Raw genomic sequence first — 19,348 nt, forward strand, 5'->3', positions numbered from 1 at the left:
GTCAAGAATGTCCTCCCCGCCCCGATTCGGTCTTGTCGTCGGAATCGATATCGTGGTCACGAAGCCGTTGCTTCAAGGCGTGACGCAGCTTGTCGATCGTAATCGGGGAAGTGCCGACTTCACCGACCACGACCCCGGCCGCTATGTTGGCGAGCAAGGCGGCGTCGCGAATCGGGACCCCTGCCCCCATGGCGACGGCGAGCATCGCGATCACGGTGTCGCCCGCCCCGGTGACGTCGAAGACCTGGCGCGCAAGGGCGGGGACGTGGAACGACGCGTTGCGTCCGCGCTCGATCAGGCTCATCCCCTCTTCTCCCCGGGTGATCAGGATGGAGGTTGCGTGCGTCTTCCGTAGTAGCGCTCTGCCTGCTTCCGCGATTTCGACGTCGCCGTTGATCTCCCGCCCACCCATGGCAGCTTCGGCCTCTGACTTGTTGGGGGTGATGATCGTGCAGCCCGAGTAGAATGCGAAATCGGACTGCTTGGGGTCGACCGCGACAAACGCCCCGTGCCGTTTTGCGAGGTCGACGACCTCGGCGACAAGCTCCCGCGTCAGCACACCCTTCCGATAATCGGACAGGACGACTCCGTCGACCGAGGGGATGAGCGAAGCGATGCCGGCGAGAAGCGCGGCTTGCGCCTTCTCGCCGGGGGGATCCCTTTTTTCCCGATCGACGCGAACGACCTGCTGGTTATGGGCGATGACGCGCGTTTTTCGGGTGGTCGGACGCCCGGACTCGGTCACGATGCCCGAAACCCCGATCCCTTTTTTCCGGAGCAGGCGGAGGACGTCCTTTCCGGAGGAGTCGTTGCCGATAAGTCCGATCAGATGGGCCGTTGACTGGAGGCCGGCCACGTTGACGGCCACGTTCGCGGCCCCGCCGAGGACGTGGGAATCGTCCCGGACTGCGACGATGGGCACCGGCGCTTCGGGAGAGATCCGCCGCACCGAGCCCCATACGTACTCGTCGAGCATGATGTCGCCGATGACGAGCACACGGCTGGAAGGCAGGAGCGACAAGTAGTGCATCACGCGATCGTCGAAAGAACTTTCATTCATACGATTTAGCTTGGTCTAGAAGGAGGATGGGAATATCGTCCTCGATCGGGAAACGCAGGCGGCAGTGTTCGCACTGAAGCGTCTTCGAATCGGGAGACTGGATCAGCGGTCCCTTGCAACCGGGACAGGCGAGGATATCGAGGAGTTCCTGATCGAGAGTCATCCGCCCTCCTGCGGGGGAATCAATTGGCCGACCAAAGTGCCGATCTTGATGCTCGCGTAGATGCGGATCGGAATATGGCGTTCGTCATTCGTGAGCCACATCTTGATGTCGCCCTTGCTTTCGATCTTCCCGTCACGACGGATGATCGGTCTGATGATGGTGGTCTCGACCGGTTGGCCGAATTCGTCCGGAATCGTTTCGGTCCCGTTCCTGCTGGACGCGATCTGCCACATCTTGCGGCCCGCGTAGACATTGCGGCTTCGGTCGGGATTGCCCGTATCCTTGGCCCGGAAATAGTAGACTGCCGTCACCGGATCGTGGACGTTCGGGGTGACGTCGACCTTTTTTTCCATCTTGGTCAGCGTCTTGTCCCAGTAGGAAATCTGTCCCTTGTCCTGGTCGTACAGGACCACCTCGTCCGTGAATTTCTTCTTTTCGTTTTTTGTGACGTCGATGCGGACCGGCGCGAGCGTCTTCACGTCGAGGTAGTAATCCATGATGTTGTTGACCGGATAAAAAACGGAAAGGAACTGCGATGTCCATCCCCGGACATGGAGATGCCAGACCTGCCGGCCGTCGACGATCGTCTTTCCCATGATGCTGAATCGCGCGTATCCGGCGGTCACGCCCAGGAATGTCAGGCGGTAGTACAGCTCTTCGTGTCCCTTGCCCCAGCCTGGCGCATTGGTCTTTCCGAGATCATGCTGCCTTGCCTTTGGTTCTTCGGGTTGCGACTTTTCGGCCTGGTTGTCGGGCGACGACGCAGGGGGCTGCGATCCGTTTTCGGCGGCCGCCCCAGCGAAGAGGGAAGAAGCCAGCGCGACGGCGAGAAGCAGCCGGCATATACCGTTCATTTTTTTACCGATTCCGCAACGATCCAACTGGCTGCCTCTTTGATGTCTGAAAGATATGCATTCGGGAGGATGCCGCAAGTGGCGCACCGTTCGGCTTCCTCGACGCCGTATCCCGTCGAGACGAGAACCGTTCGGGCCCCGAGCCGCCTCCCCATCTCGATGTCGATCATTTTATCACCGACCACCCATCGACTCCATGACGGGGGCACGGAAAAGCGGGAAAGAATGCGCTCGGCCATCCCTGTGGCAGGTTTTCGGCAACCGCATTCTTGCCGGTAACGATCGATCGAGCCCTCCGGGTGATGAGGGCAATATTCGATCGCGTCGAAGGTAACACCCTGCTCCGCGAATAGCGAGACGAAACGGTCGTGGACCGCCTCGAGTTGAGACTCGGTGATCTTCCCACGCGCAATCCCGGCCTGGTTGGATACGACGCAAAGAATAAGTCTCTGTTCGGCCAGGAGACGCAATCCCTCAGCCGCGCCCGGGATCAGGATCACGCGATCGGGATCGCTCAGGTAATCCTGCTCCTGGATCAGCGTCCCGTCCCGGTCGAGGAACACGATGCCGGGCATCAGCAAGCCTCGTACGGGTTCGGCTCTCCCGGGGGACGCGTCTTCCAGCGCCGGTGGAACCACAACCACTGGTCGGGCGCCATCCGGATCGCCTTTTCGAGCTCCAGGTTGCATGCACGAGTGAGGCGCTCGACCTCTTCCTCTCGTGGCGCTTCCGGGTCCATCGGGAGCGGCGGCCCGAAACGAAGGATGTGGTGGAATTTCCGCTCAGGGTCCCGAAAGATGAACGCGGAATGGACCGTCGTCCGGGTCGCCAGCGCAAGCCGTGCCAGCCCGAAGGTCGTATAGGCCTTCTTGCTGAAGAAATCGACGAGAACGCCGTTCATCGTATCGACGTTCTGGTCGATCAGGATGCCAACGAGTACGCCGCGTCGAATCTCTTTCAGTACGGCCTTGGCGGAATCGAATTTCCGGATGACATGGCTGCCGGAGAATTCCCGCCGGTCCTGGACGATCCGGTCGAGCGAAGCGTTCGCGAGCGGGCGGACGATGAACGCCAGCGGCTCCACGAGGACGGCATAGGCATGCGACAGCAATTCCCAGTTCCCGAAATGACCGGTCAGCCCGAGCGGGCCCAGGCCGGTCTTTGCCTTGGCTTCGACGAAATGATGCGCTCCCTCGATCCGGAAATGTTTCTCGACGTAAGATTTATCCATTTTCGGAAGGTGGATGAACTCCGCGGCAGATGTGCCCATCTGGACGTAGCAGCGACGGATGATGCGGGAAGCCGTTCGATCGTCCATCTCGGGAAAGGCGATCCGGAGATTCACGCGCGCGATGCGCCGATGCTTTCCGTCGGCGGCCCACACAAGCATCATCAGCCCTTCGAAGATGAACGCCCGGAGCGCAAGCGGAATCATCTCGAAAAATCGGAGCGCCAACCGATAACCGGTTCCTACAGGATTGTCATTCGTCATCATGGATGCTTTCCGAGGATGGTCTCGATCGCCGTTGCAAGCCCCCCCCATCCTTCCAGCCACTCGATATCGACGGAGAGCGCCTCGACTTCGAACGGGAGTCCCGGCGGGAGACGGACGAGATCCTTCTCTGTGGTCATGATCGGGAGACCTTTGGCCGAAGCGAGGATCTTCCCGATATCGGACTCGGTGAACCGGTGGTGGTCCCCGAAGCCCGTAAAGCTGCGGACATCGTAACCTGCCGCCTTCAATGTTCCGGCAAATTGATCATTTCGCGCAAGGGAGGAAAATGCGGAAACCGGTTTCCCGGGCGGATCGAGAGGGCGTTCCGAACCGTCCCGTTTGACGATCACGCACGGCTTGAGACCGGACATCGCAACCGGGCGTCCGAGAGGGAATGGGACTTTTCGGGAGGTCTCTTCGCCCTGGCGACGATCCCGGCATTTCGACACGACGAGCGCATCGGCGTATCGCGCATGGGATGGGGGTTCCCGAAGAGGGCCGAAAGGAAGGGTCAACCGGTTCCCGAGCCCGCGGCCGGCATCGACGAGCAGGATATCGAGATCCCGCTTCAGGGCAAGGTGCTGGAATCCGTCATCGAGCAGGAAGAGGTCGACGTCCATTTTTTCGAGGCATGCCCTTCCCGCCGCGGCACGGGATTCTCCGACCAGTACCGGGACGCCTTTCAGCCGGGAGGCCAGCAGAAATGGCTCGTCCCCCGATTGATCGCAGGTCGACAGGATCCTTTCCCCGTCGGAAACCCAGACGACCCCATGCGAAGTCCGTCCGTATCCCCGACTCAAGATCGCGACACGAAGCCCTCGGCCCTTGAGCCAACCGGCGATCCACCGGACATGCGGCGTCTTCCCGGTTCCGCCGACGGACAGGTTCCCGATGCTGATCACGGGTCGCGGAAGCCGTTCGGACGCGATCAGGCCCCAGGAATAAAGCCGTCGACGCAACCGGTTCGCGATTCCGATCACGGGGTTGCGCTCCCCGCCATCTCGATAATCTTCCGGATGTTCCGCTCCGTGCCGCCCCGGGAGGCGGCCAGCAGATCCTGCCCCCGCTTTCCCATCCCGGTCGCCCGCTCCTTGTCTATCAAGAGTCCGCGAAGCACTTCCCCGAACGCCCCGGCGGATTCGACGACGTCGACCGCTTCGAGCCTTGTGAACTGCCGGGCCATCTCGCGAAAATTGTCCATGTGGGGTCCGACCATAACTGGGACGCCGAAGCAGGCGGGTTCGAGAATGTTGTGCCCGCCGACGGGAACGAGGCTTCCGCCCACGAATGCGACATCCGCCAGTGCATAAGCGCCGGAAAGCTCGCCGACCGTATCGAGAATCAGGACGCGGGCGGTTTCCGGGAACGCGCCATCCATGCAAGCCGTTTTACGAACATACGGCATGCCGATCGATTCGCAAAGCCGCTCGACCCGGTCAAACCGCTCGGGGTGCCGAGGGGCGAGCAACAGGCGCAAGTCGGGGAATTCGCGGCCAAGATCACGGACGGCGTTCAGGATCGGCGCTTCCTCGCCTTCGTGCGTCGAACCGGCCACGAGCCATTTGCCTCCGCCCTGCCTGACCGCGGACATGATACGAAAAAGGGCCGGCGAAATCTCGGGGACGGCCATGTCGTATTTCATGTTGCCGGTGGCCGCGACGCCGTCGGACCGCCCCCGAAGCTCCGAATAGCGGCTGGCGTCCTCGGGAGTCTGGGCCCCGATGAAGGAAATATTGGAAAGAACCCGGCGGAACAGCCAGCCTGCTTTCTTGTAGCCGGCATACGATCGTTCCGAGATCCGGCCGTTCAGGATAGCGACCGGGATCCCGCGCGATGCGCATTCTGCCAGGAAGTTGGGCCAGATCTCGGTCTCGAGGATGATGACGGCATCGGGACGGACGCGCTCGAGGAAACGACCGCAGACAAATGGCAGGTCGAACGGAAAATAGATGATGGCCGAAGCCGACTCCCCGACGGTTTTCCGCGCGGTCTCCTGCCCGGTGAGCGTGACCGTGGAAATCGTGATCCCGGCGTCGGGCAACGTATTCTTGATGGACCGGATGAATGGCGCGGCCGCGAGCGTCTCGCCGACCGAGACGGAGTGGATCCAGAAAGTGCGAGCCCCTTCCGGGTGCGGCACCGGGGGAATACCGAATCCCAATCGGGCCAGGAAGTTGGCCCGGCGCTTCCTGGCCGCCAGCATCCATGGAAGCCAGAGCACGAAGCCGCCAAGCAACGCGATGACGAGCGCCAGGTTATAGGCGAACCAGGCCGGCGTCCAACGAAGAAAGCGTTCAGCCAACCGAGATCGGCTCTCCGGCCGATTCCTGTCCGCCGGATTTTCTTTCTTCGAATTGTTTCAGGTGGAACAGACGGTATCGGGTATCGCCTGCGAGCAGTTGCTGGTGGGTGCCCCGCTCGACGATCTTCCCGTCCTCGACGACCAGGATGACGTCGGCATTGCGGACGGTGGACAGCCGATGAGCGATGACGAAGGTCGTCCGTCCCTGCATGAGGGTGTCGAGCGCTTCCTGGACGATGGCCTCGGATTCGCTGTCGAGCGCGGAGGTTGCCTCATCCAGGATGAGGATCGGGGCATTTTTCAGCAGGGCACGGGCGATGGCGACCCGTTGCCTTTCGCCCCCGGACAGTTTCATCCCCTGCTCGCCGACGGCCGTATCGTACCCTTCGGTGAAGCGGGAGATAAACGTGTGCGCGTTGGCCTTGCGGGCAGCATCTTCGATGGCGTCGATCGGAGCATCCTTCATGCCGTAGGCGATGTTGTAGCGGATCGAGTCGTTGAAGAGGATCGTATGCTGGCTGACGATGCCGACCTGATCCCGAAGCGACGAAAGGGAGAAGTCGCGGATGTCCCGTCCGTCGATCCGGATCGATCCCCGGTCGGGGTCGTAGAAACGCGGGATCAGGTCGACCAGCGTGCTTTTGCCCGCGCCGCTGGAGCCCACGATGGCGACCATCGTGCCGACCGGGACGTCGATGCAGATATCGTTGAGGGTGTAGTCGCCGCTGTCGAGGTATCTGAAATCGACGTGGTCGAACTCGATATTACGGGCGATGGGAGGGAGCGCGGGGGCACCCTCCGCGTCGGCGACATCCGGCTGCGTATCGAGCACCTCGAAGACCCGTGTGGCGGCCGCGATCCCCTGCTGGATCACGTTGTTGATTCGGGAGAGCCGCTTGACCGGTTCGTAAAGCATGAAGAGCGCAGTCATGAACGAGAAGAAGTTGCCCGGGCTGCTGTGCCCCTTGACCACGCTATACCCGCCATAGAAGATAACGGCCGCGGCCCCCATTCCGGCAAAGACTTCGGAGAGCGGCGCAGTCATCGCCTGGACCTTGACCACTTTCATGCTGAGCTTGTAGAGATCGGCGTTGCGGATCGTGAAGCGCTCGACCTCGTAGTCTTCGGCGCCGAAGGCCTTGACCAGCTTGGCGCCGCTGATGGTCTCATGCAGGTGTGAGGTCAAGCCGCCGGTGATCTCCTGTGTCTTCGTGCTGGTCCGGCGCAACTTGCGCCCGAAGCGTGCGATCGGCCAGAAGGCCAGCGGGAAGAACACCAGCGCGACGAAAGCAAGCCGCCAGTCGCGATAGAAGACGACGCAGATGAGCGCCAGCGCTGAAAAGACGTCCTTCACGAGCCCGGTAGCGGCGTCGGTGATGGCGCCCTGCATGAGTCCGACGTCGTTGGTGACGCGCGACATCAAAACACCGGTGGGATTTCGCATGTAAAACGAGAGGGAGAGCGACTGCATGTGGCGGTAGAGATGGTCGCGGATGTCCCGGATGACCCGCTGGCCGACGCCGCTCATCATGTAGTTCTGGGCGAAATCGCAGAACCCTTTGAGCAGGTAGACGATCATGACGATCAGGGGAATCCAGGTGAGCTGGGTCGTATCTTTTTTGATGAAGATGTCGTCGAGGGCAGGCTTGACGAGAAAGGCGATAGCCCCCTGGAGCCCCGAAACCCCAATCATGAACAGAACCGCGAGGATCATCTTCGGGACGTACGGTTTCACGTATTCGAGCATCCTGCGGTAAATCGTTACGCCCATGCGCCCTCCGAAACTTTGACCAGCGTGTCCACGACGGCCGCAGTGGGGCCGCTGCCCCGGAGCCGTTCGCGCAGTGCGATGCATTGCGCGGAAAGCCGGGCCCGCCTGGAGTCGTCGGCCAGGATGGAAAGCATCTCGGACGCCATGCGTCCGGGGTTGCATTCCCCCTGGATCAATTCCGGAAGAAAAGGCGTTCCCGCGATGAGGTTCGGCAGACCGATGCTCTTGACCGATACCAGCATCCGGCCTACCAGGTAGGTCAACGGTGAAATTCGGTAAACGATAACGTGCGGGACGCCGAGCAACGCCAGCTCGAGCGTCGCGGTTCCGGATGCCGAGATCGCCGCGGACATGGAACGAAACAAAAGGTGCCGCTCCTTGTCGACGATCACCGCCTTGAGGCCGCTGCCGGCCAGGCCGTCCTCGATCTGCGACCGGAACCGGGAAGATGCGACCGGAATCGCAAATAAACAGTCAGGACGCACTTCGGCGATCCTTCGGGCCGCATCGACCATCAAGGGGAAGTGCCTGCGGATCTCCCCCGAACGGCTCCCCGGGAGCAGGCCCACGACGGTGCTTCCTTCCGGGATTCCGAATCGGCCGGGGCAGGGCGGGGCGTCGAAGAAGGGAGAGAGTTCGTCGATGAGCGGATGCCCGGCGAAACGGGCGGCGACGCCGGCGTTACAAAGCGTCTCCTCCTCGAACGGGAATGCCACGACCACGCCTTTCGTGAATTCGGCGAGCTGCCGGGCCCTTCCCTTTCGCCATGCCCACAATTGCGGAGGGATGAAGTAGACCACCGGCTTCCCGGCGCGCGCCGCATGTTTCCCGACCCGGAAGTTGAAATCGGGGAAGTCTACGAGCAGGACGGCACCGACCTCGAGCCTCGAGGATTCGTGCATGGCGAGACGAAGCGTCCGACGGATCTCGGGAAGGTGCCGGATCACCTCGGTGATGCCAACGACGGAGATACCGGAATAATCGGCCACAAGCTCGACGCCTTCGGCCCGAAGACGGTCGCTCCCGATCCCCCGGACGGGCGCCTGCGGGAACCGGCGCCTGAACTCGCGAACGGCGTTGACGGCGTATGTCTCCCCGGAGGGTTCGCCGCAGACGACGAAGAGGGATTTGGAAACTGTGTTCAACGACTTCTCATCTTGCCCAGGATGCGGAATGCCACTTCGAGCGCAGCGAGCCCGTCGGCGCCAGTGACGCGCGGCGATCCATTCCCCGATGCGCATTCGACGAACGCGTGGATCTCGTCGCGCAGGTGGTCGCTCTTCCCCGTCTCGACGATCTCTCCTGACAGCTCGGGAAGCCCTTCCTTGCCGTCAGGCCAGGTGCGGCGAAAGATCTGGATCGTGTTTTCGACGAAGTCCATCGACAGGTAGGCGTCGGACTGGAAGATCCGGATCTTCCGTTGCTTCCGGGCCGAAACCCGGCTGGCGGTGACGTTCGCCACGCATCCGTTCGCAAATAGAAGGCGGGCGTTGGCGATGTCGATGTTCGGCGAAATGACGGGCACCCCGACCGCATGGATGCGGGTGACCGGCGACCGCACGAACGAAAGGATGAGGTCGATGTCGTGGATCATGAGGTCGAGCACGACGTCGACGTCGGTCCCCCGGCCGCCGAAGGGTCCCAGCCGGTGACATTCGATGAAGCGGGGCTCGGTCAGGATGGAAGCGGCCGAGACGACGGCCGGGTTGAACCGCTCGAGGTGGCCGATCTGGAACACGAGCTTGCGTTTCTGAGCCTCGCGGACCAGCGCCCTGCCCTCGCGGACGGTGGCGGCGATCGGTTTTTCGAGCAGCACGTGGACGCCCGCCTTCATCGCGTCCATGGCAATGCGGTAATGCGCGGTCGTCGGGACCGCGATCGAGACCGCGTCGACGAGTTTCAGCAGCGCGCGATGGTCCGGGAAAAAGGGGACGGAATATTCTTTCGAGACCGCTTCTCCGTGCGCGACGCTGGTATCCGAGATGCCGACGAAATCGACGTCGTCGAACGACGCCATCTTCTGGGCGTGAAGCCTGCCGAGGTACCCGACTCCGATGACACCGATGCGTGTTTTCATCGCTCTACCTCAGCACGCCGCGCTTGCTGGACCGGATGAACCCGATCAGCCGGCGCACTTCGGCGGATTGCTCGATTTCGGCCTCGGCTTTCATGAGGGCATCCTTCAGGGGGAGCTCGGACCGGAAGATGACGCGATAGGCCTTCTTGAGCAGGTCGATCGCCTCTGCGGACATCCCGGCCCTCTGGAGCCCGATGACGTTCAGCCCGAAGAGCGACCGGTTGCGCCCTTGACGGGCTGCTACCGCCTTGACGTACGGCGGGACATCCTGGGAGATCCCGGACATCCCCCCGACGATCGCGAGGGTGCCGATGCTGACGAACTGGTGCACGGCGCTGAGGCCGCCGATGAAGGCGCCGTCCTCGATGTGGACATGCCCCGCGAGAGTTGCGGCATTGGCCATGATGACCCGGCTCCCGACCTGGCAATCGTGCGCGATGTGGACATAGGCCATGATCATGGAGTTGCTTCCGACCCTCGTGATGCCCTCGCCGGTCACTGTCCCCCGGTTGATCGTGGCATATTCCCGGACGATGACGTCATCCCCGATCTCGACCCAGGTCTCTTCACCACGGTACTTGAGGTCCTGGGGAGGGGCGCCGATCGATGCGAAGGAGGAGACCTTGACGTTACGCCCCAGCCGGGCATGCGACTCGACGACGGCGTGGGAGCCGATCGAGCATCCGTCCCCGATCGTGACGTTGGGACCGATGACGACATAGGGACCGACGGAGACCTCCTTGCCCACCTCCGCTCCCGGATCGATAATGGCGGTCGGATGGATCATTTGCTGCCTCCCTCCCCTTTCGATTCGTCGTCCGGCGCTGCGACCAGGGTCGCGGTGACATCGGCCTTGGCGACGATCACGCCCTCGACCTTGACCTCGCCATGCATCTTCCAGACGGGCCCCTTGTGGGCGGTCACGTCGATCTCGATCCTTAACTGATCGCCCGGGACGACCGGCTTCCGGAATTTGCAGTTGTCGATCGACGCGAAATAGGCGAGCCGTTTCTCGCCGCCCAGCGCCTTGAGCGCAAGAATGCCGCCAACCTGGGCCATCGCCTCGACGATGAGCACGCCCGGCATGATCGGGTGACCGGGAAAATGGCCCTGGAAGAAGGGCTCGTTGATCGTCACGTTCTTCAGGCCGACGATCCGCTTCTCGGGATCATGCTCGACGATGCGGTCGACGAGCAGGAACGGAAACCGGTGCGGCAGCAGCGCCATGATTTCATTGACCGACATCATCCTAGGATTCCCCCTGCGCAGGATTGGGCTTTTCAAGCCTCGAGACGCGGCGGAACAGTTCGGGGAGCTTCGGCAGGAGCGTTGCCATCCGGAGCCAGGTCCCGTGGGGCATCGCCGGGATTCCCGACCAGACCCGCGAGGTAGACGCCTTCAGGGTGTCGGGAACGCCGGACTTCGCGCCGAGCATGATGCCGTCCTCGATCTCGAGGTGTCCGGCAAGGCCGGCCTGCCCGCCGATCATGACCCTGTTCCCGATCTTGCAGCTTCCGGATATCCCAGCCTGCGACGCGATCACCGTGTCGGTTCCGATGACGACGTTGTGCCCGACCTGGACCAGGTTGTCGAGCTTCGTGCCACGCCCGATGCGCGTGACGCCCAATGCCGCGCGATCGACCGTGGTGTTGGCTCCGATCTCGACATCGTCGGCGATCTCGACCGTGCCGACCTGCGGGATTTTCTTGTACCCGGAACGGGAAGGTGCGAACCCGAAGCCGTCGCTGCCGATAACGCTTCCGGAGTGCAGGATCACCCGGTTCCCGATGACAACATCGTCGTAAAGGACGACGTTCGGATAGATCCGGCATCCTGCGCCGATCTTGACGTTTCGGCCGACGACGACGCCCTGGAAGAGGATGGTGCCTTCTCCGACGGTTGCCCCATCGGCAATCGAAACAAAGGCGGAAACGGCCACGCCCGAGCCGATCGATGCATCGGGATGGATGTCGGCCTTCGGCGAAACCCCGGCAGGCGGCATGTACGGCGGGTGGAACAGTTCGACCGCGCCGGCGAAAGCGTAGTAAGGGTTATCCGAGATCAGAAACGTCGCGGAGGAACCCGGGATCGGCTCTTTCGTGATGATTGCGGAAGCCTTCGAATGGGCAGCCATCGAAACATATTTCCCCTGTGCGATGAAGGAAACCTGCCCCGGACCGGCCTCGTCGAGAGGAGCGACGCCCGTGACGACCATCTCGGACGGGCCTTCGATCCGGGCGGAGATTTTCGAGGCCAGCTCGGCCAGCGTCATGCTATTTGGCAACGGGGGCCTCCTTTGCGGGCTGTTCGACCTTGTTGACCAGCGCAAGAACCTTGCTCGTGATATCGAGGGACGGAGAAGCGTGAAGGACGACGTTCCCCTGGCCGCTGTCGAGGAGCAGGTCGATCTTCTCCTCGGTCACGACCGACATCACCTTTCCCTCGATATCCTTCAGGATGTCGCGCGTCATGTCGGCCTGGCGCCCCTGCATTTCCTTTTCGGCTTCCTGCCGCAGCTTTTCGAATTCGGCGACTTTCGCCGCGAACTTGTCTTCCTTGTCCTTGAGTTTGCCCTTGCCCTTGTCCTTGTCGAGGAGGACTTTCATCTTGTCGAGCTCCTCCTTGAGCTTCTGGGCCTCTTCCTTCCGGGCGTCGATCCCCTTCCGAAGTTCGTCGAACCGGGCCTCGAGCTTTTTCTTGGCGACCTTGCCGGCCTCGGATTCGTTGAGGATCCGGGCGACGTCGATCACCGCCACCTTGAGCCCGTCGGCGTGGGCCGCGATGTCGGTGAACGAGAGGACCGCCGTCATGCATGCGGCCGCGAATGCCAGCTTGTGGATACGCATCAAACTGTACCTCCTGATTGTCAGAATGCGGTTCCGATCGTGAATTCGGCGACCTTCCTGGACTCGCCGGGCTTGGGAGAAAGGTTCCACCCCCACTCGAACCGGAGCGGCCCCATCGGTGAGTACCAGCGGACGCCGAAGCCCGTCGAATAGCGCAACCCCTCATCTTTTCCGGGCCACTCGCCCTGTCGCCACGTATTGCCCGCGTCGAAGAAGAAGACGCCCTTGAAACCGATGTCGTTCATCAGCGGGAATACATATTCGACGTTCAGCACCAGCTCCTTGTTGCCGCCATAGAGCTCTCCGGTGTTGGGATCGGCCGGCGAAAGGCTCCGGGACTTGAAGCCGCGAATGCTGTAGGGCCCCCCGAGGAAGAAGCGTTCGAAGATCGGCACTCGCCCGCCGCCCTCCGTGCTCACGACGTGGCCCCACGTCAGGTTGCCGGAAAGCACCGAGGATTCGGTGACCGGGAAAAATACCTTCTCGGTCAGGAAATATTTTGCGAACTGGCTCGTGCCGCCCATCGGTCCGCCGGCGTATTCGACGACCGCAGACTGGACGGACCCTTTCGAAGGGTCTACGAACCGGTCGGTGCTGTTCCGGGTCAGATTCGCCGACAGGGAATGGGTCTGCTGGGTCCCCTTGTTGAATTCGTCGAGAAGGATGGAGGAGACGGTTGTGGGGTTGGTGGCGGTGATCCGGCTGGTGTCATGCCGGTAGCTCAGGCTGCCGCTGACCAGTCGGGAAAAATTGTAGCCGAGCCCGAGCTTCCCTCCGCGCGCCTTCCGCTTGAAATCGGTATATTCGGTATCGCTGTTGTAGGCGTTCAGGAGCAGGCTGTAATCGGTGTCGAACAGGTTCGGATCCCGGAAGTCGAGGCTGAACACGGTCTTTCGCGCGCCGAACTGGGAATTGAGGGAACTTTTCCAGCCGCGCCCGAACAGGTTGTTCTCGCTGACCTGGACCACGCCGAAAAGCTTGTCGACGGAGCTGAACCCGAGTCCTCCGGAAAGCGTTCCGGTAGGGCCTTCCTGCAACTCGACCTTTACGTCTTTCTCGTCGGGCACGGTCGACTGGGAGGTCGTGATCTTGACGTCCTTGAAGTAAGAAGTCCGGACCAGATTTTCCTTGCTCTCCTTGAGCGCGGATTCGGAGTAAAGCTTTCCGTCAACGGCCTCGAGCTGCCTTCGTGCGATCCGGTCGAACGTCTTGGTGTTGCCTGCGATCTCGACGCGCCCGAAACGGAACAGCGTCCCCTGCTCCAGGACGTACTTGACGTCCGCCAGCGGATAATCCTTGTGCTTCTCGACGACGGGGCGAACGTTGGCTTCTGCGTATCCCTTGTCCTTGAGCATCGTGGAAAGGTTCTGCAGATCCTGGATGAGCAGTTCCCGGTCGAAGATCTCCCCCTTCTTGAGACGGACGCTCTCGCGCAGACGCTCGGTCGGGACGGAACTTTCGCCGCCGACGGAAATATCCCCGACACGGTATTGTTTTCCTTCGAAGATCCGGATGGAAACGACCAGCCCGTCGGCCCCGCGGGATATCTTTGGATCGGTGACTTTCGAATCGAGAAACCCGTTGTTGCTGTAGAGCGCCTCGATACGCAAGATGTCGTTCTGGAGGACGTCCTGCTTGAAGGTTCCGGAATCGGTGATGAAAGAAAAGAAGCCCCTCTCTTTCGTCTCGAGAACCTTCCGGATCTCGCTGTCTGAAAGGTAAAGATTTCCGTCGAACCGGATCTTTGCGATCTTGATCTTTTCGCCTTCGCGGACCCGGAACATCGCCTTCATCGACCCGTCGATATCTTCCGTCACCGAGGAATCGATCGCCGCGTCGTAATAACCCTTGTTGTGGTAAAGCTCCGTCATCTTGCGAACCGATTCGCGAACCTTATCTTCGTTGTAGAGGTCGCGCTCCTTCAAGGAGATCGCCGCCTTGAGCTCCGCGTTGTCGAGTTCCTTGTTTCCCTCGAGCGTCACCCGGGAGACGACCGGCTTCTCGGCCACGATGATGGTCAGCTTGTAACCGTCGGCGACCTCCTCTGAGTCGAAACGGACATCGGTGTAGAACCCCATCTTCCAGATCGTCTTGACGTCGTCCCGAATATCCTGAAGGTCGAAATCGCGGCCGACTCGGGTCTTCAAGTTCTGGAGAATCGACGAGGGCTTGATCCGGTTGGCGCCGACCACCTCGATATCGACGACCTTGAACCCTTCGGGCATGGCGACCCCTGCCGTGACTGCAAGGAGGAGGATCGAAACGATGACGGACAGCAGAACCTTTTTCATCAGGCGATCATCCCGTCGTCGATCCGGATGACGCGGTGCATCCTGGAGGCGAGGTCCATGTTGTGGGTCACCATCATGACCGTCAGCTTGCGGGTACGGTTCAGATCGCGGAGAAGGTCGAAGACGCCGTTGGCGGTTTCCTTGTCCAGGTTCCCGGTGGGTTCGTCGGCCAGCAGCACACTCGGGTTCATCACGAGCGCCCGGCAGATCGCCACGCGCTGCTGCTCTCCCCCGGAAAGCTCTCCGATCCGGTGATCCTTGCGATCGGTCAGGCCGACTTCGTCGAGCAACGCATCCGCCCGACTGCGTGCCTCGGACCGCGACGCCCCCTGGATCAGGCAGGGAAGCATGACGTTTTCGGTCGCGTCGAACTCGGGCAACAGGTGGTGAAACTGAAAGACGAAGCCGATCGTCCGATTGCGGAAAGATGCCAGCGCTTCCTCGGAGAGCGCCGATATGTCGTTCCCTTCGAAGGATACCGAGCCGGAGGTGGGCCGATCGAGCGTCCCGACGATCTGCAGGAGCGTCGTTTTTCCCGCGCCGGAAACGCCGACGACGCCGAGCAGCTCCCCGCGCGCGATATCCATCGTGATCCCCTTGAGGATCTCGAGCTTCCCGCCGTTCCGGAGGTAGGTCTTCCGGAGCGATTCTACGTGGATCAGGGTATCGCTATTCATAGCGTATCGCCTCGGCGGGATCGATCCGGCTGGCTTGCCGGGCGGGATAGAGCGTCGCAAGGAAGCAGATCAGGATGGAGCTGCCGCCGACCAGCATAAGGATCGCGGGATCGAACAGCACGGGAAGCGTGGTGATGTAATAGACGTCGTTGGGAAGATGGATGAACTGGTATTTTTTCAATAGCCAGCAAAGCCCCCCGCCCAGGATCGTCCCGGCCAGCGTCCCCACGATCCCGATGAAAAGGCCCTCGAGCGCGAAGATGCGGCGGATCGTGCGCCGAGTGGCGCCCATGGTCATCAGGATCCCGATGTCCTTGTTCTTTTCCATGACGATCATGATGAGCGTGCTGATGATATTGAACGCCGCCACCATCACGATGAGCACGAGGATGATGAACATGACCACCTTTTCGAGCTTGAGCGCCGAGAACAGGTTGCGGTTGCTCTGCATCCAGTCCTTGGCGTAATAGGGCAGCCCCAGATCGGTCCGGATGCGCGCGGCGATAGCCGAGGCCTGATAAATGTCGTTGACCTTGAGCTCGATCCCGCTGGCGCGCCCGCCGGTGCCGAGCATGCGGGACGCCTCGTCGAAGGAGACATAAGCAAAGGTGGCGTCGTACTCGTACATGCCGGATTCGAAGATGCCTGCGACCTTGAACCGCTCGGATCTGGGGAAAGCCCCGAGAGGGGTCACGTTGCCGCCGGGCACGAGCACTTCGACCAGGTCGCCCATCCCCACCCCCAGGTTGCCGGCCAGCTCTTTCCCGAGGATCACCCCGGGCAGGTCGTCCGCGGATCTCCGGATGATGTTTTCGATCTTGCCGACCCGGACGTCCTTGACCAGCCGGGTTACCTTTCCGACAGAGGCCGGGTCGACCCCCCGCAGCACGCCCCCGGTAGCGCCGCCCCCGGAAGTAATCATCATCTGGGAAAAGACGTAGGGAGATGCGGCGGCGATGCCTTCCATCGCGCCCAGCCGGGCGGCGAGCCGGTAGGGTTCCGGGATCGTCCCGTCGAGGCTGGTCACGTGGACGTGGGCGGTCGCTCCGAGGATCCGGTCCTTCAGCTCTTGCTCGAATCCGTTCATGACCGCAAGCACGATGATGAGCGCGGTCACGCCGATCGTCACCCCCAGCACGGAAATGAAGGTGATGATCGAGATGAACGTCTGCTTCCGCTTGGCCAGAAGATACTTCTGGGCAATGTAATATTCGACCGGGAATCGCAAGCCCGGGTCACCCTTCCTTGCGAAGTTGCGGGAACAGGATCACGTCGCGGATGGAGGGGGAATCGGTGAACAGCATGACCAGGCGATCGATCCCGATCCCCTCGCCCGCGGCTGGCGGCATGCCGAATTCGAGCGCCCGGATGTAGTCGTCGTCCATCGCCATCGCCTCCTCGTCGCCGCGCGCTTTCTCTTCGAGCTGTGCCTCGAACCGCTTGCGCTGATCGACCGGGTCGTTGAGCTCGGAGAAGGCATTGGCAATTTCGCGGCCGTTGACGATGAGCTCGAAACGGTCGACGATCTCGGGACGCTGGTCGTTCTTGCGGGAAAGCGGCGACACCTCGATCGGATACTCGGTGACGAACGTGGGCCCGATGATTGCGCGCTCGCCCACCGCCTCGTAGAGTTCGACCAGCAGCTTTCCGTCGGGGGTGCCTTCCTTGACGTAAAGACCCAGGCCCGCCGCCATCTCGCGCAGGAACGCCGGGTCGGACAAACGCTCCTCGGGAACCTTCCCGTAGAGGGCGACTGCCTGGCGGACGGTCAACCGCTGCCAGGGCGTGGCGAAGTCGATCTCTTTCCCCTGAAGGGGAACCTTGGTGGACCCGAACAAATGTATCGCCAACCCGGAAAATAAATCTTCGGTGAGGGTCATCAGCTCGTCGACGGTGGCGTAGGCCTGGTAAAACTCGACCATCGTGAACTCTGGATTGTGCTGGGTGGAAATCCCCTCGTTCCGGAAATTGCGGTTGATCTCGAAAACACGCTCGAAACCGCCTACCAGGAGCCGCTTGAGATAAAGTTCGGGGGCGATCCGGAGGAACAGATCCATGTCGAGGCTGTTGTGATGCGTCATGAAGGGACGCGCTGTTGCGCCGCCCGCGATCGGTTGCATCATCGGCGTCTCGACTTCGAGGTAGTCGCGCGCGACGAGGAAGTTGCGGACGAAAGAGATGATGCGCGAACGTTTCCGAAAGATCTCGCGGACGTCCTCGTTGACGATGAGATCGACGTATCGCTGCCGGTAGCGCGTCTCGACGTCGGAGAGGCCATGCCACTTTTCGGGAAGCGGCCGGAGCGCTTTCGTCAACAGGCGGAAAGAGGAGACCTTGATCGTCAGCTCGCCGGTCTGGGTCACGAACAGCGTGCCTTCGGCCCATACGATATCGCCGATGTCGATGCGCTTCTTGAACTTCTCGTATTCGGCCTCGCCGACGCTGTCCTGGGTCAGGTGGAACTGGATCTTCCCGGCACGATCGAGGATGCTCAGGAACGCCGCCTTGCCCATCCGGCGCTTGGCGAGAATTCTTCCTGCGACGTCGACCTTGATGGCGCGGCCCGGAAGCTCCGCGGCCGGGATTCCGTCGGCAGCCCTACGAACCGCATCCGATGTCCAGCCTACATGCTGCCCGTTGGGATAAGCGATCTCGCCTGCTTCCCGTATCTCTTCGACCTTCCGGTAACGGTCCCGGATCAGGTCGTTCCATTCTTCATTCAATGTCGCCTCCGGAATCCTGCACGTCGGCGCCGCCCGAGAGCAGGTACTTATGGATGAAGTCCATGATGTCGCCGTCGAGCACGGCATCGACGTTCCCGGTCTCGTGCCCGGTCCGATGATCCTTGACCATTCTGTAAGGCGCCAGCACGTAGGACCGGATCTGCGAGCCCCAGGCGATGTCTTTTTTCGCCTTATGGCTGTCCTGCACCTTCTCGGCGCGTTGCCGCATCTCGAGCGCGTACATCTTGGACCGCAGGATCTTGTAGGCCAGCGCCTTGTTCTTGTGCTGGGAACGCTCCTGCTGGCAAAGAACGACGAGTCCGGTCGGCAGGTGGGTCAGCCGGACGGCGGATTCCGTCTTGTTGACGTGCTGCCCCCCCGCGCCGCCGGAGCGGAGCGTGTCGATCCTGAGGTCGTTATCGTCGATGGTGATCTCGACGGTATCGTCGATCTCGGGAGACACGAAAACCGAGGCGAACGACGTGTGCCGGCGCTTGTTCGCGTCGAAGGGCGAGATCCGGACCAGCCGGTGGACGCCGCCTTCGGCCTTCATGTACCCGAATGCATGGTCGCCTTTCATGAGGAAGGTGACGCTCTTGATGCCGGCTTCCTCGCCGTCCTGCCGCTCGGCCAGCTCCATTTCATACCCGTTGCGGTCGCAGAACCGTGTGTACATCCGGAGCAGCATCTCGGCCCAGTCCTGGGATTCGGTGCCGCCGGCGCCGGCATGGATCGTCACGATCGCGTTGAGGTCATCCCCTTCGCCGCTGAGCATCCGCGCCATCTCCAGGTCGTCGAGACGCTCCGAAATCGTGCGCAGAATCGACCCGATCTCTGATTCCAGCCCGGGATCGGCCTGCTCGTCGACCAGGTCGAGGCAGGCGTGCAGGTCGCCGAAAGAGGCATCGAGGGAGCCCCATTTCTCGAGGAAAGTGTCGATCGACTTGCGTTCCTTGAGAATGGGCTCAGCTTTTTCGGGAGACTCCCAGAAGCCGTCCCGTGCCGCGATCGACTCGAGTTCGGCGTGGCGTGCGAGTTTTCGATCTACGTCAAAGATAACCTCGAAGCGCGCGCGCGCGTGCTTCAAGG

The 19,348-nt window shown here is 61.7% G+C and carries 19 protein-coding genes; all 19 read right to left on the reverse strand.

Annotated elements, in window-relative coordinates:
• Nucleotide 1: 1 nt before the first annotated feature.
• The 19 genes from rfaE1 to prfB are packed head-to-tail and all read right to left on the reverse strand — an operon-like array spanning nt 2 to nt 19,346.
• Nucleotides 2-1,060: a D-glycero-beta-D-manno-heptose-7-phosphate kinase gene (gene rfaE1 / locus VGK27_12065; GenBank protein HEY3490839.1), complete on the reverse strand. Its 1,059-nt coding sequence runs from the start codon at nt 1,058-1,060 to the stop codon at nt 2-4.
• Nucleotides 1,053-1,223 carry a Trm112 family protein gene (locus VGK27_12070; protein ID HEY3490840.1) on the reverse strand — a complete coding sequence of 57 codons (171 nt, stop codon included), beginning with the start codon at nt 1,221-1,223 and terminating at the stop codon, nt 1,053-1,055. Before VGK27_12070 ends, rfaE1 begins: the two co-directional genes overlap by 8 nt.
• A complete protein-coding gene (locus VGK27_12075) occupies nt 1,220-2,077 on the reverse strand; it encodes a DUF3108 domain-containing protein (protein ID HEY3490841.1) in 858 nt (285 codons plus the stop codon). Before VGK27_12075 ends, VGK27_12070 begins: the two co-directional genes overlap by 4 nt.
• Nucleotides 2,074-2,652 (reverse strand): HAD family hydrolase, encoded by a 579-nt coding sequence (locus VGK27_12080; GenBank protein HEY3490842.1) that lies wholly within the window; start codon nt 2,650-2,652, stop codon nt 2,074-2,076. The genes VGK27_12075 and VGK27_12080 overlap by 4 nt, the downstream gene beginning before the upstream one ends.
• The gene (locus tag VGK27_12085; GenBank protein HEY3490843.1) at nt 2,652-3,572 is read right to left on the reverse strand and encodes a lysophospholipid acyltransferase family protein; all 921 of its coding nucleotides are present in this window, start codon (nt 3,570-3,572) and stop codon (nt 2,652-2,654) included. The genes VGK27_12080 and VGK27_12085 overlap by 1 nt, the downstream gene beginning before the upstream one ends.
• Nucleotides 3,569-4,552 (reverse strand): tetraacyldisaccharide 4'-kinase, encoded by a 984-nt coding sequence (gene lpxK / locus VGK27_12090; protein HEY3490844.1) that lies wholly within the window; start codon nt 4,550-4,552, stop codon nt 3,569-3,571. Before lpxK ends, VGK27_12085 begins: the two co-directional genes overlap by 4 nt.
• Entirely contained in the window at nt 4,549-5,874 is a 1,326-nt protein-coding gene (locus VGK27_12095) for a 3-deoxy-D-manno-octulosonic acid transferase (protein HEY3490845.1), read from the reverse strand. The genes lpxK and VGK27_12095 overlap by 4 nt, the downstream gene beginning before the upstream one ends.
• Nucleotides 5,867-7,645: a lipid A export permease/ATP-binding protein MsbA gene (msbA, locus tag VGK27_12100; GenBank protein ID HEY3490846.1), complete on the reverse strand. Its 1,779-nt coding sequence runs from the start codon at nt 7,643-7,645 to the stop codon at nt 5,867-5,869. Before msbA ends, VGK27_12095 begins: the two co-directional genes overlap by 8 nt.
• On the reverse strand, nt 7,636-8,790 hold the full coding sequence (lpxB, locus tag VGK27_12105; protein ID HEY3490847.1) for a lipid-A-disaccharide synthase: 1,155 nt from the start codon (nt 8,788-8,790) through the stop codon (nt 7,636-7,638). Before lpxB ends, msbA begins: the two co-directional genes overlap by 10 nt.
• Nucleotides 8,787-9,722: a Gfo/Idh/MocA family oxidoreductase gene (locus tag VGK27_12110; GenBank protein ID HEY3490848.1), complete on the reverse strand. Its 936-nt coding sequence runs from the start codon at nt 9,720-9,722 to the stop codon at nt 8,787-8,789. The genes lpxB and VGK27_12110 overlap by 4 nt, the downstream gene beginning before the upstream one ends.
• A 4-nt stretch (nt 9,723-9,726) precedes the next feature.
• A complete protein-coding gene (lpxA, locus tag VGK27_12115; GenBank protein HEY3490849.1) occupies nt 9,727-10,509 on the reverse strand; it encodes an acyl-ACP--UDP-N-acetylglucosamine O-acyltransferase in 783 nt (260 codons plus the stop codon).
• Complete coding sequence (gene fabZ, locus VGK27_12120) at nt 10,506-10,970, reverse strand: 3-hydroxyacyl-ACP dehydratase FabZ (protein HEY3490850.1); 465 nt, start codon at nt 10,968-10,970, stop codon at nt 10,506-10,508. The genes lpxA and fabZ overlap by 4 nt, the downstream gene beginning before the upstream one ends.
• Before the next feature lies 1 nt (nt 10,971).
• Nucleotides 10,972-12,006, reverse strand: a complete 1,035-nt coding sequence (lpxD, locus tag VGK27_12125) for a UDP-3-O-(3-hydroxymyristoyl)glucosamine N-acyltransferase (GenBank protein HEY3490851.1) — start codon at nt 12,004-12,006, stop codon at nt 10,972-10,974.
• Nucleotides 11,996-12,568, reverse strand: coding sequence for an OmpH family outer membrane protein (locus tag VGK27_12130; protein HEY3490852.1), 573 nt, complete (start codon nt 12,566-12,568; stop codon nt 11,996-11,998). The genes lpxD and VGK27_12130 overlap by 11 nt, the downstream gene beginning before the upstream one ends.
• Before the next feature lie 20 nt (nt 12,569-12,588).
• Nucleotides 12,589-14,859 carry an outer membrane protein assembly factor BamA gene (gene bamA, locus VGK27_12135; GenBank protein HEY3490853.1) on the reverse strand — a complete coding sequence of 757 codons (2,271 nt, stop codon included), beginning with the start codon at nt 14,857-14,859 and terminating at the stop codon, nt 12,589-12,591.
• A complete protein-coding gene (locus tag VGK27_12140; protein HEY3490854.1) occupies nt 14,859-15,536 on the reverse strand; it encodes an ABC transporter ATP-binding protein in 678 nt (225 codons plus the stop codon). The genes bamA and VGK27_12140 overlap by 1 nt, the downstream gene beginning before the upstream one ends.
• Nucleotides 15,529-16,764 (reverse strand): lipoprotein-releasing ABC transporter permease subunit, encoded by a 1,236-nt coding sequence (locus VGK27_12145; protein HEY3490855.1) that lies wholly within the window; start codon nt 16,762-16,764, stop codon nt 15,529-15,531. Before VGK27_12145 ends, VGK27_12140 begins: the two co-directional genes overlap by 8 nt.
• 7 nt (nt 16,765-16,771) lie before the next feature.
• Nucleotides 16,772-18,259, reverse strand: coding sequence for a lysine--tRNA ligase (lysS, locus tag VGK27_12150; protein HEY3490856.1), 1,488 nt, complete (start codon nt 18,257-18,259; stop codon nt 16,772-16,774).
• Entirely contained in the window at nt 18,252-19,346 is a 1,095-nt protein-coding gene (gene prfB, locus VGK27_12155) for a peptide chain release factor 2 (GenBank protein ID HEY3490857.1), read from the reverse strand. Before prfB ends, lysS begins: the two co-directional genes overlap by 8 nt.
• Nucleotides 19,347-19,348 lie beyond the last annotated feature (2 nt).

The sequence above is a fragment of the Candidatus Deferrimicrobiaceae bacterium genome, assembly GCA_036504035.1.
In the GTDB taxonomy this organism is placed as follows: domain Bacteria; phylum Desulfobacterota; class Deferrimicrobia; order Deferrimicrobiales; family Deferrimicrobiaceae; genus JANXPS01.

What these genes read in the sequence shown, in the direction of transcription:
- rfaE1 (HEY3490839.1), bottom strand. Translation starts at nt 1,060, where the DNA reads ATGAATGAAAGTTCTTTCGACGATCGCGTGATGCACTACTTGTCGCTC.
- VGK27_12070 (HEY3490840.1), bottom strand. Translation starts at nt 1,223, where the DNA reads ATGACTCTCGATCAGGAACTCCTCGATATCCTCGCCTGTCCCGGTTGC.
- VGK27_12075 (HEY3490841.1), bottom strand. Translation starts at nt 2,077, where the DNA reads ATGAACGGTATATGCCGGCTGCTTCTCGCCGTCGCGCTGGCTTCTTCC.
- VGK27_12080 (HEY3490842.1), bottom strand. Translation starts at nt 2,652, where the DNA reads ATGCCCGGCATCGTGTTCCTCGACCGGGACGGGACGCTGATCCAGGAG.
- VGK27_12085 (HEY3490843.1), bottom strand. Translation starts at nt 3,572, where the DNA reads ATGATGACGAATGACAATCCTGTAGGAACCGGTTATCGGTTGGCGCTC.
- msbA (HEY3490846.1), bottom strand. Translation starts at nt 7,645, where the DNA reads ATGGGCGTAACGATTTACCGCAGGATGCTCGAATACGTGAAACCGTAC.
- VGK27_12110 (HEY3490848.1), bottom strand. Translation starts at nt 9,722, where the DNA reads ATGAAAACACGCATCGGTGTCATCGGAGTCGGGTACCTCGGCAGGCTT.
- lpxA (HEY3490849.1), bottom strand. Translation starts at nt 10,509, where the DNA reads ATGATCCATCCGACCGCCATTATCGATCCGGGAGCGGAGGTGGGCAAG.
- fabZ (HEY3490850.1), bottom strand. Translation starts at nt 10,970, where the DNA reads ATGATGTCGGTCAATGAAATCATGGCGCTGCTGCCGCACCGGTTTCCG.
- VGK27_12130 (HEY3490852.1), bottom strand. Translation starts at nt 12,568, where the DNA reads ATGCGTATCCACAAGCTGGCATTCGCGGCCGCATGCATGACGGCGGTC.
- bamA (HEY3490853.1), bottom strand. Translation starts at nt 14,859, where the DNA reads ATGAAAAAGGTTCTGCTGTCCGTCATCGTTTCGATCCTCCTCCTTGCA.
- VGK27_12140 (HEY3490854.1), bottom strand. Translation starts at nt 15,536, where the DNA reads ATGAATAGCGATACCCTGATCCACGTAGAATCGCTCCGGAAGACCTAC.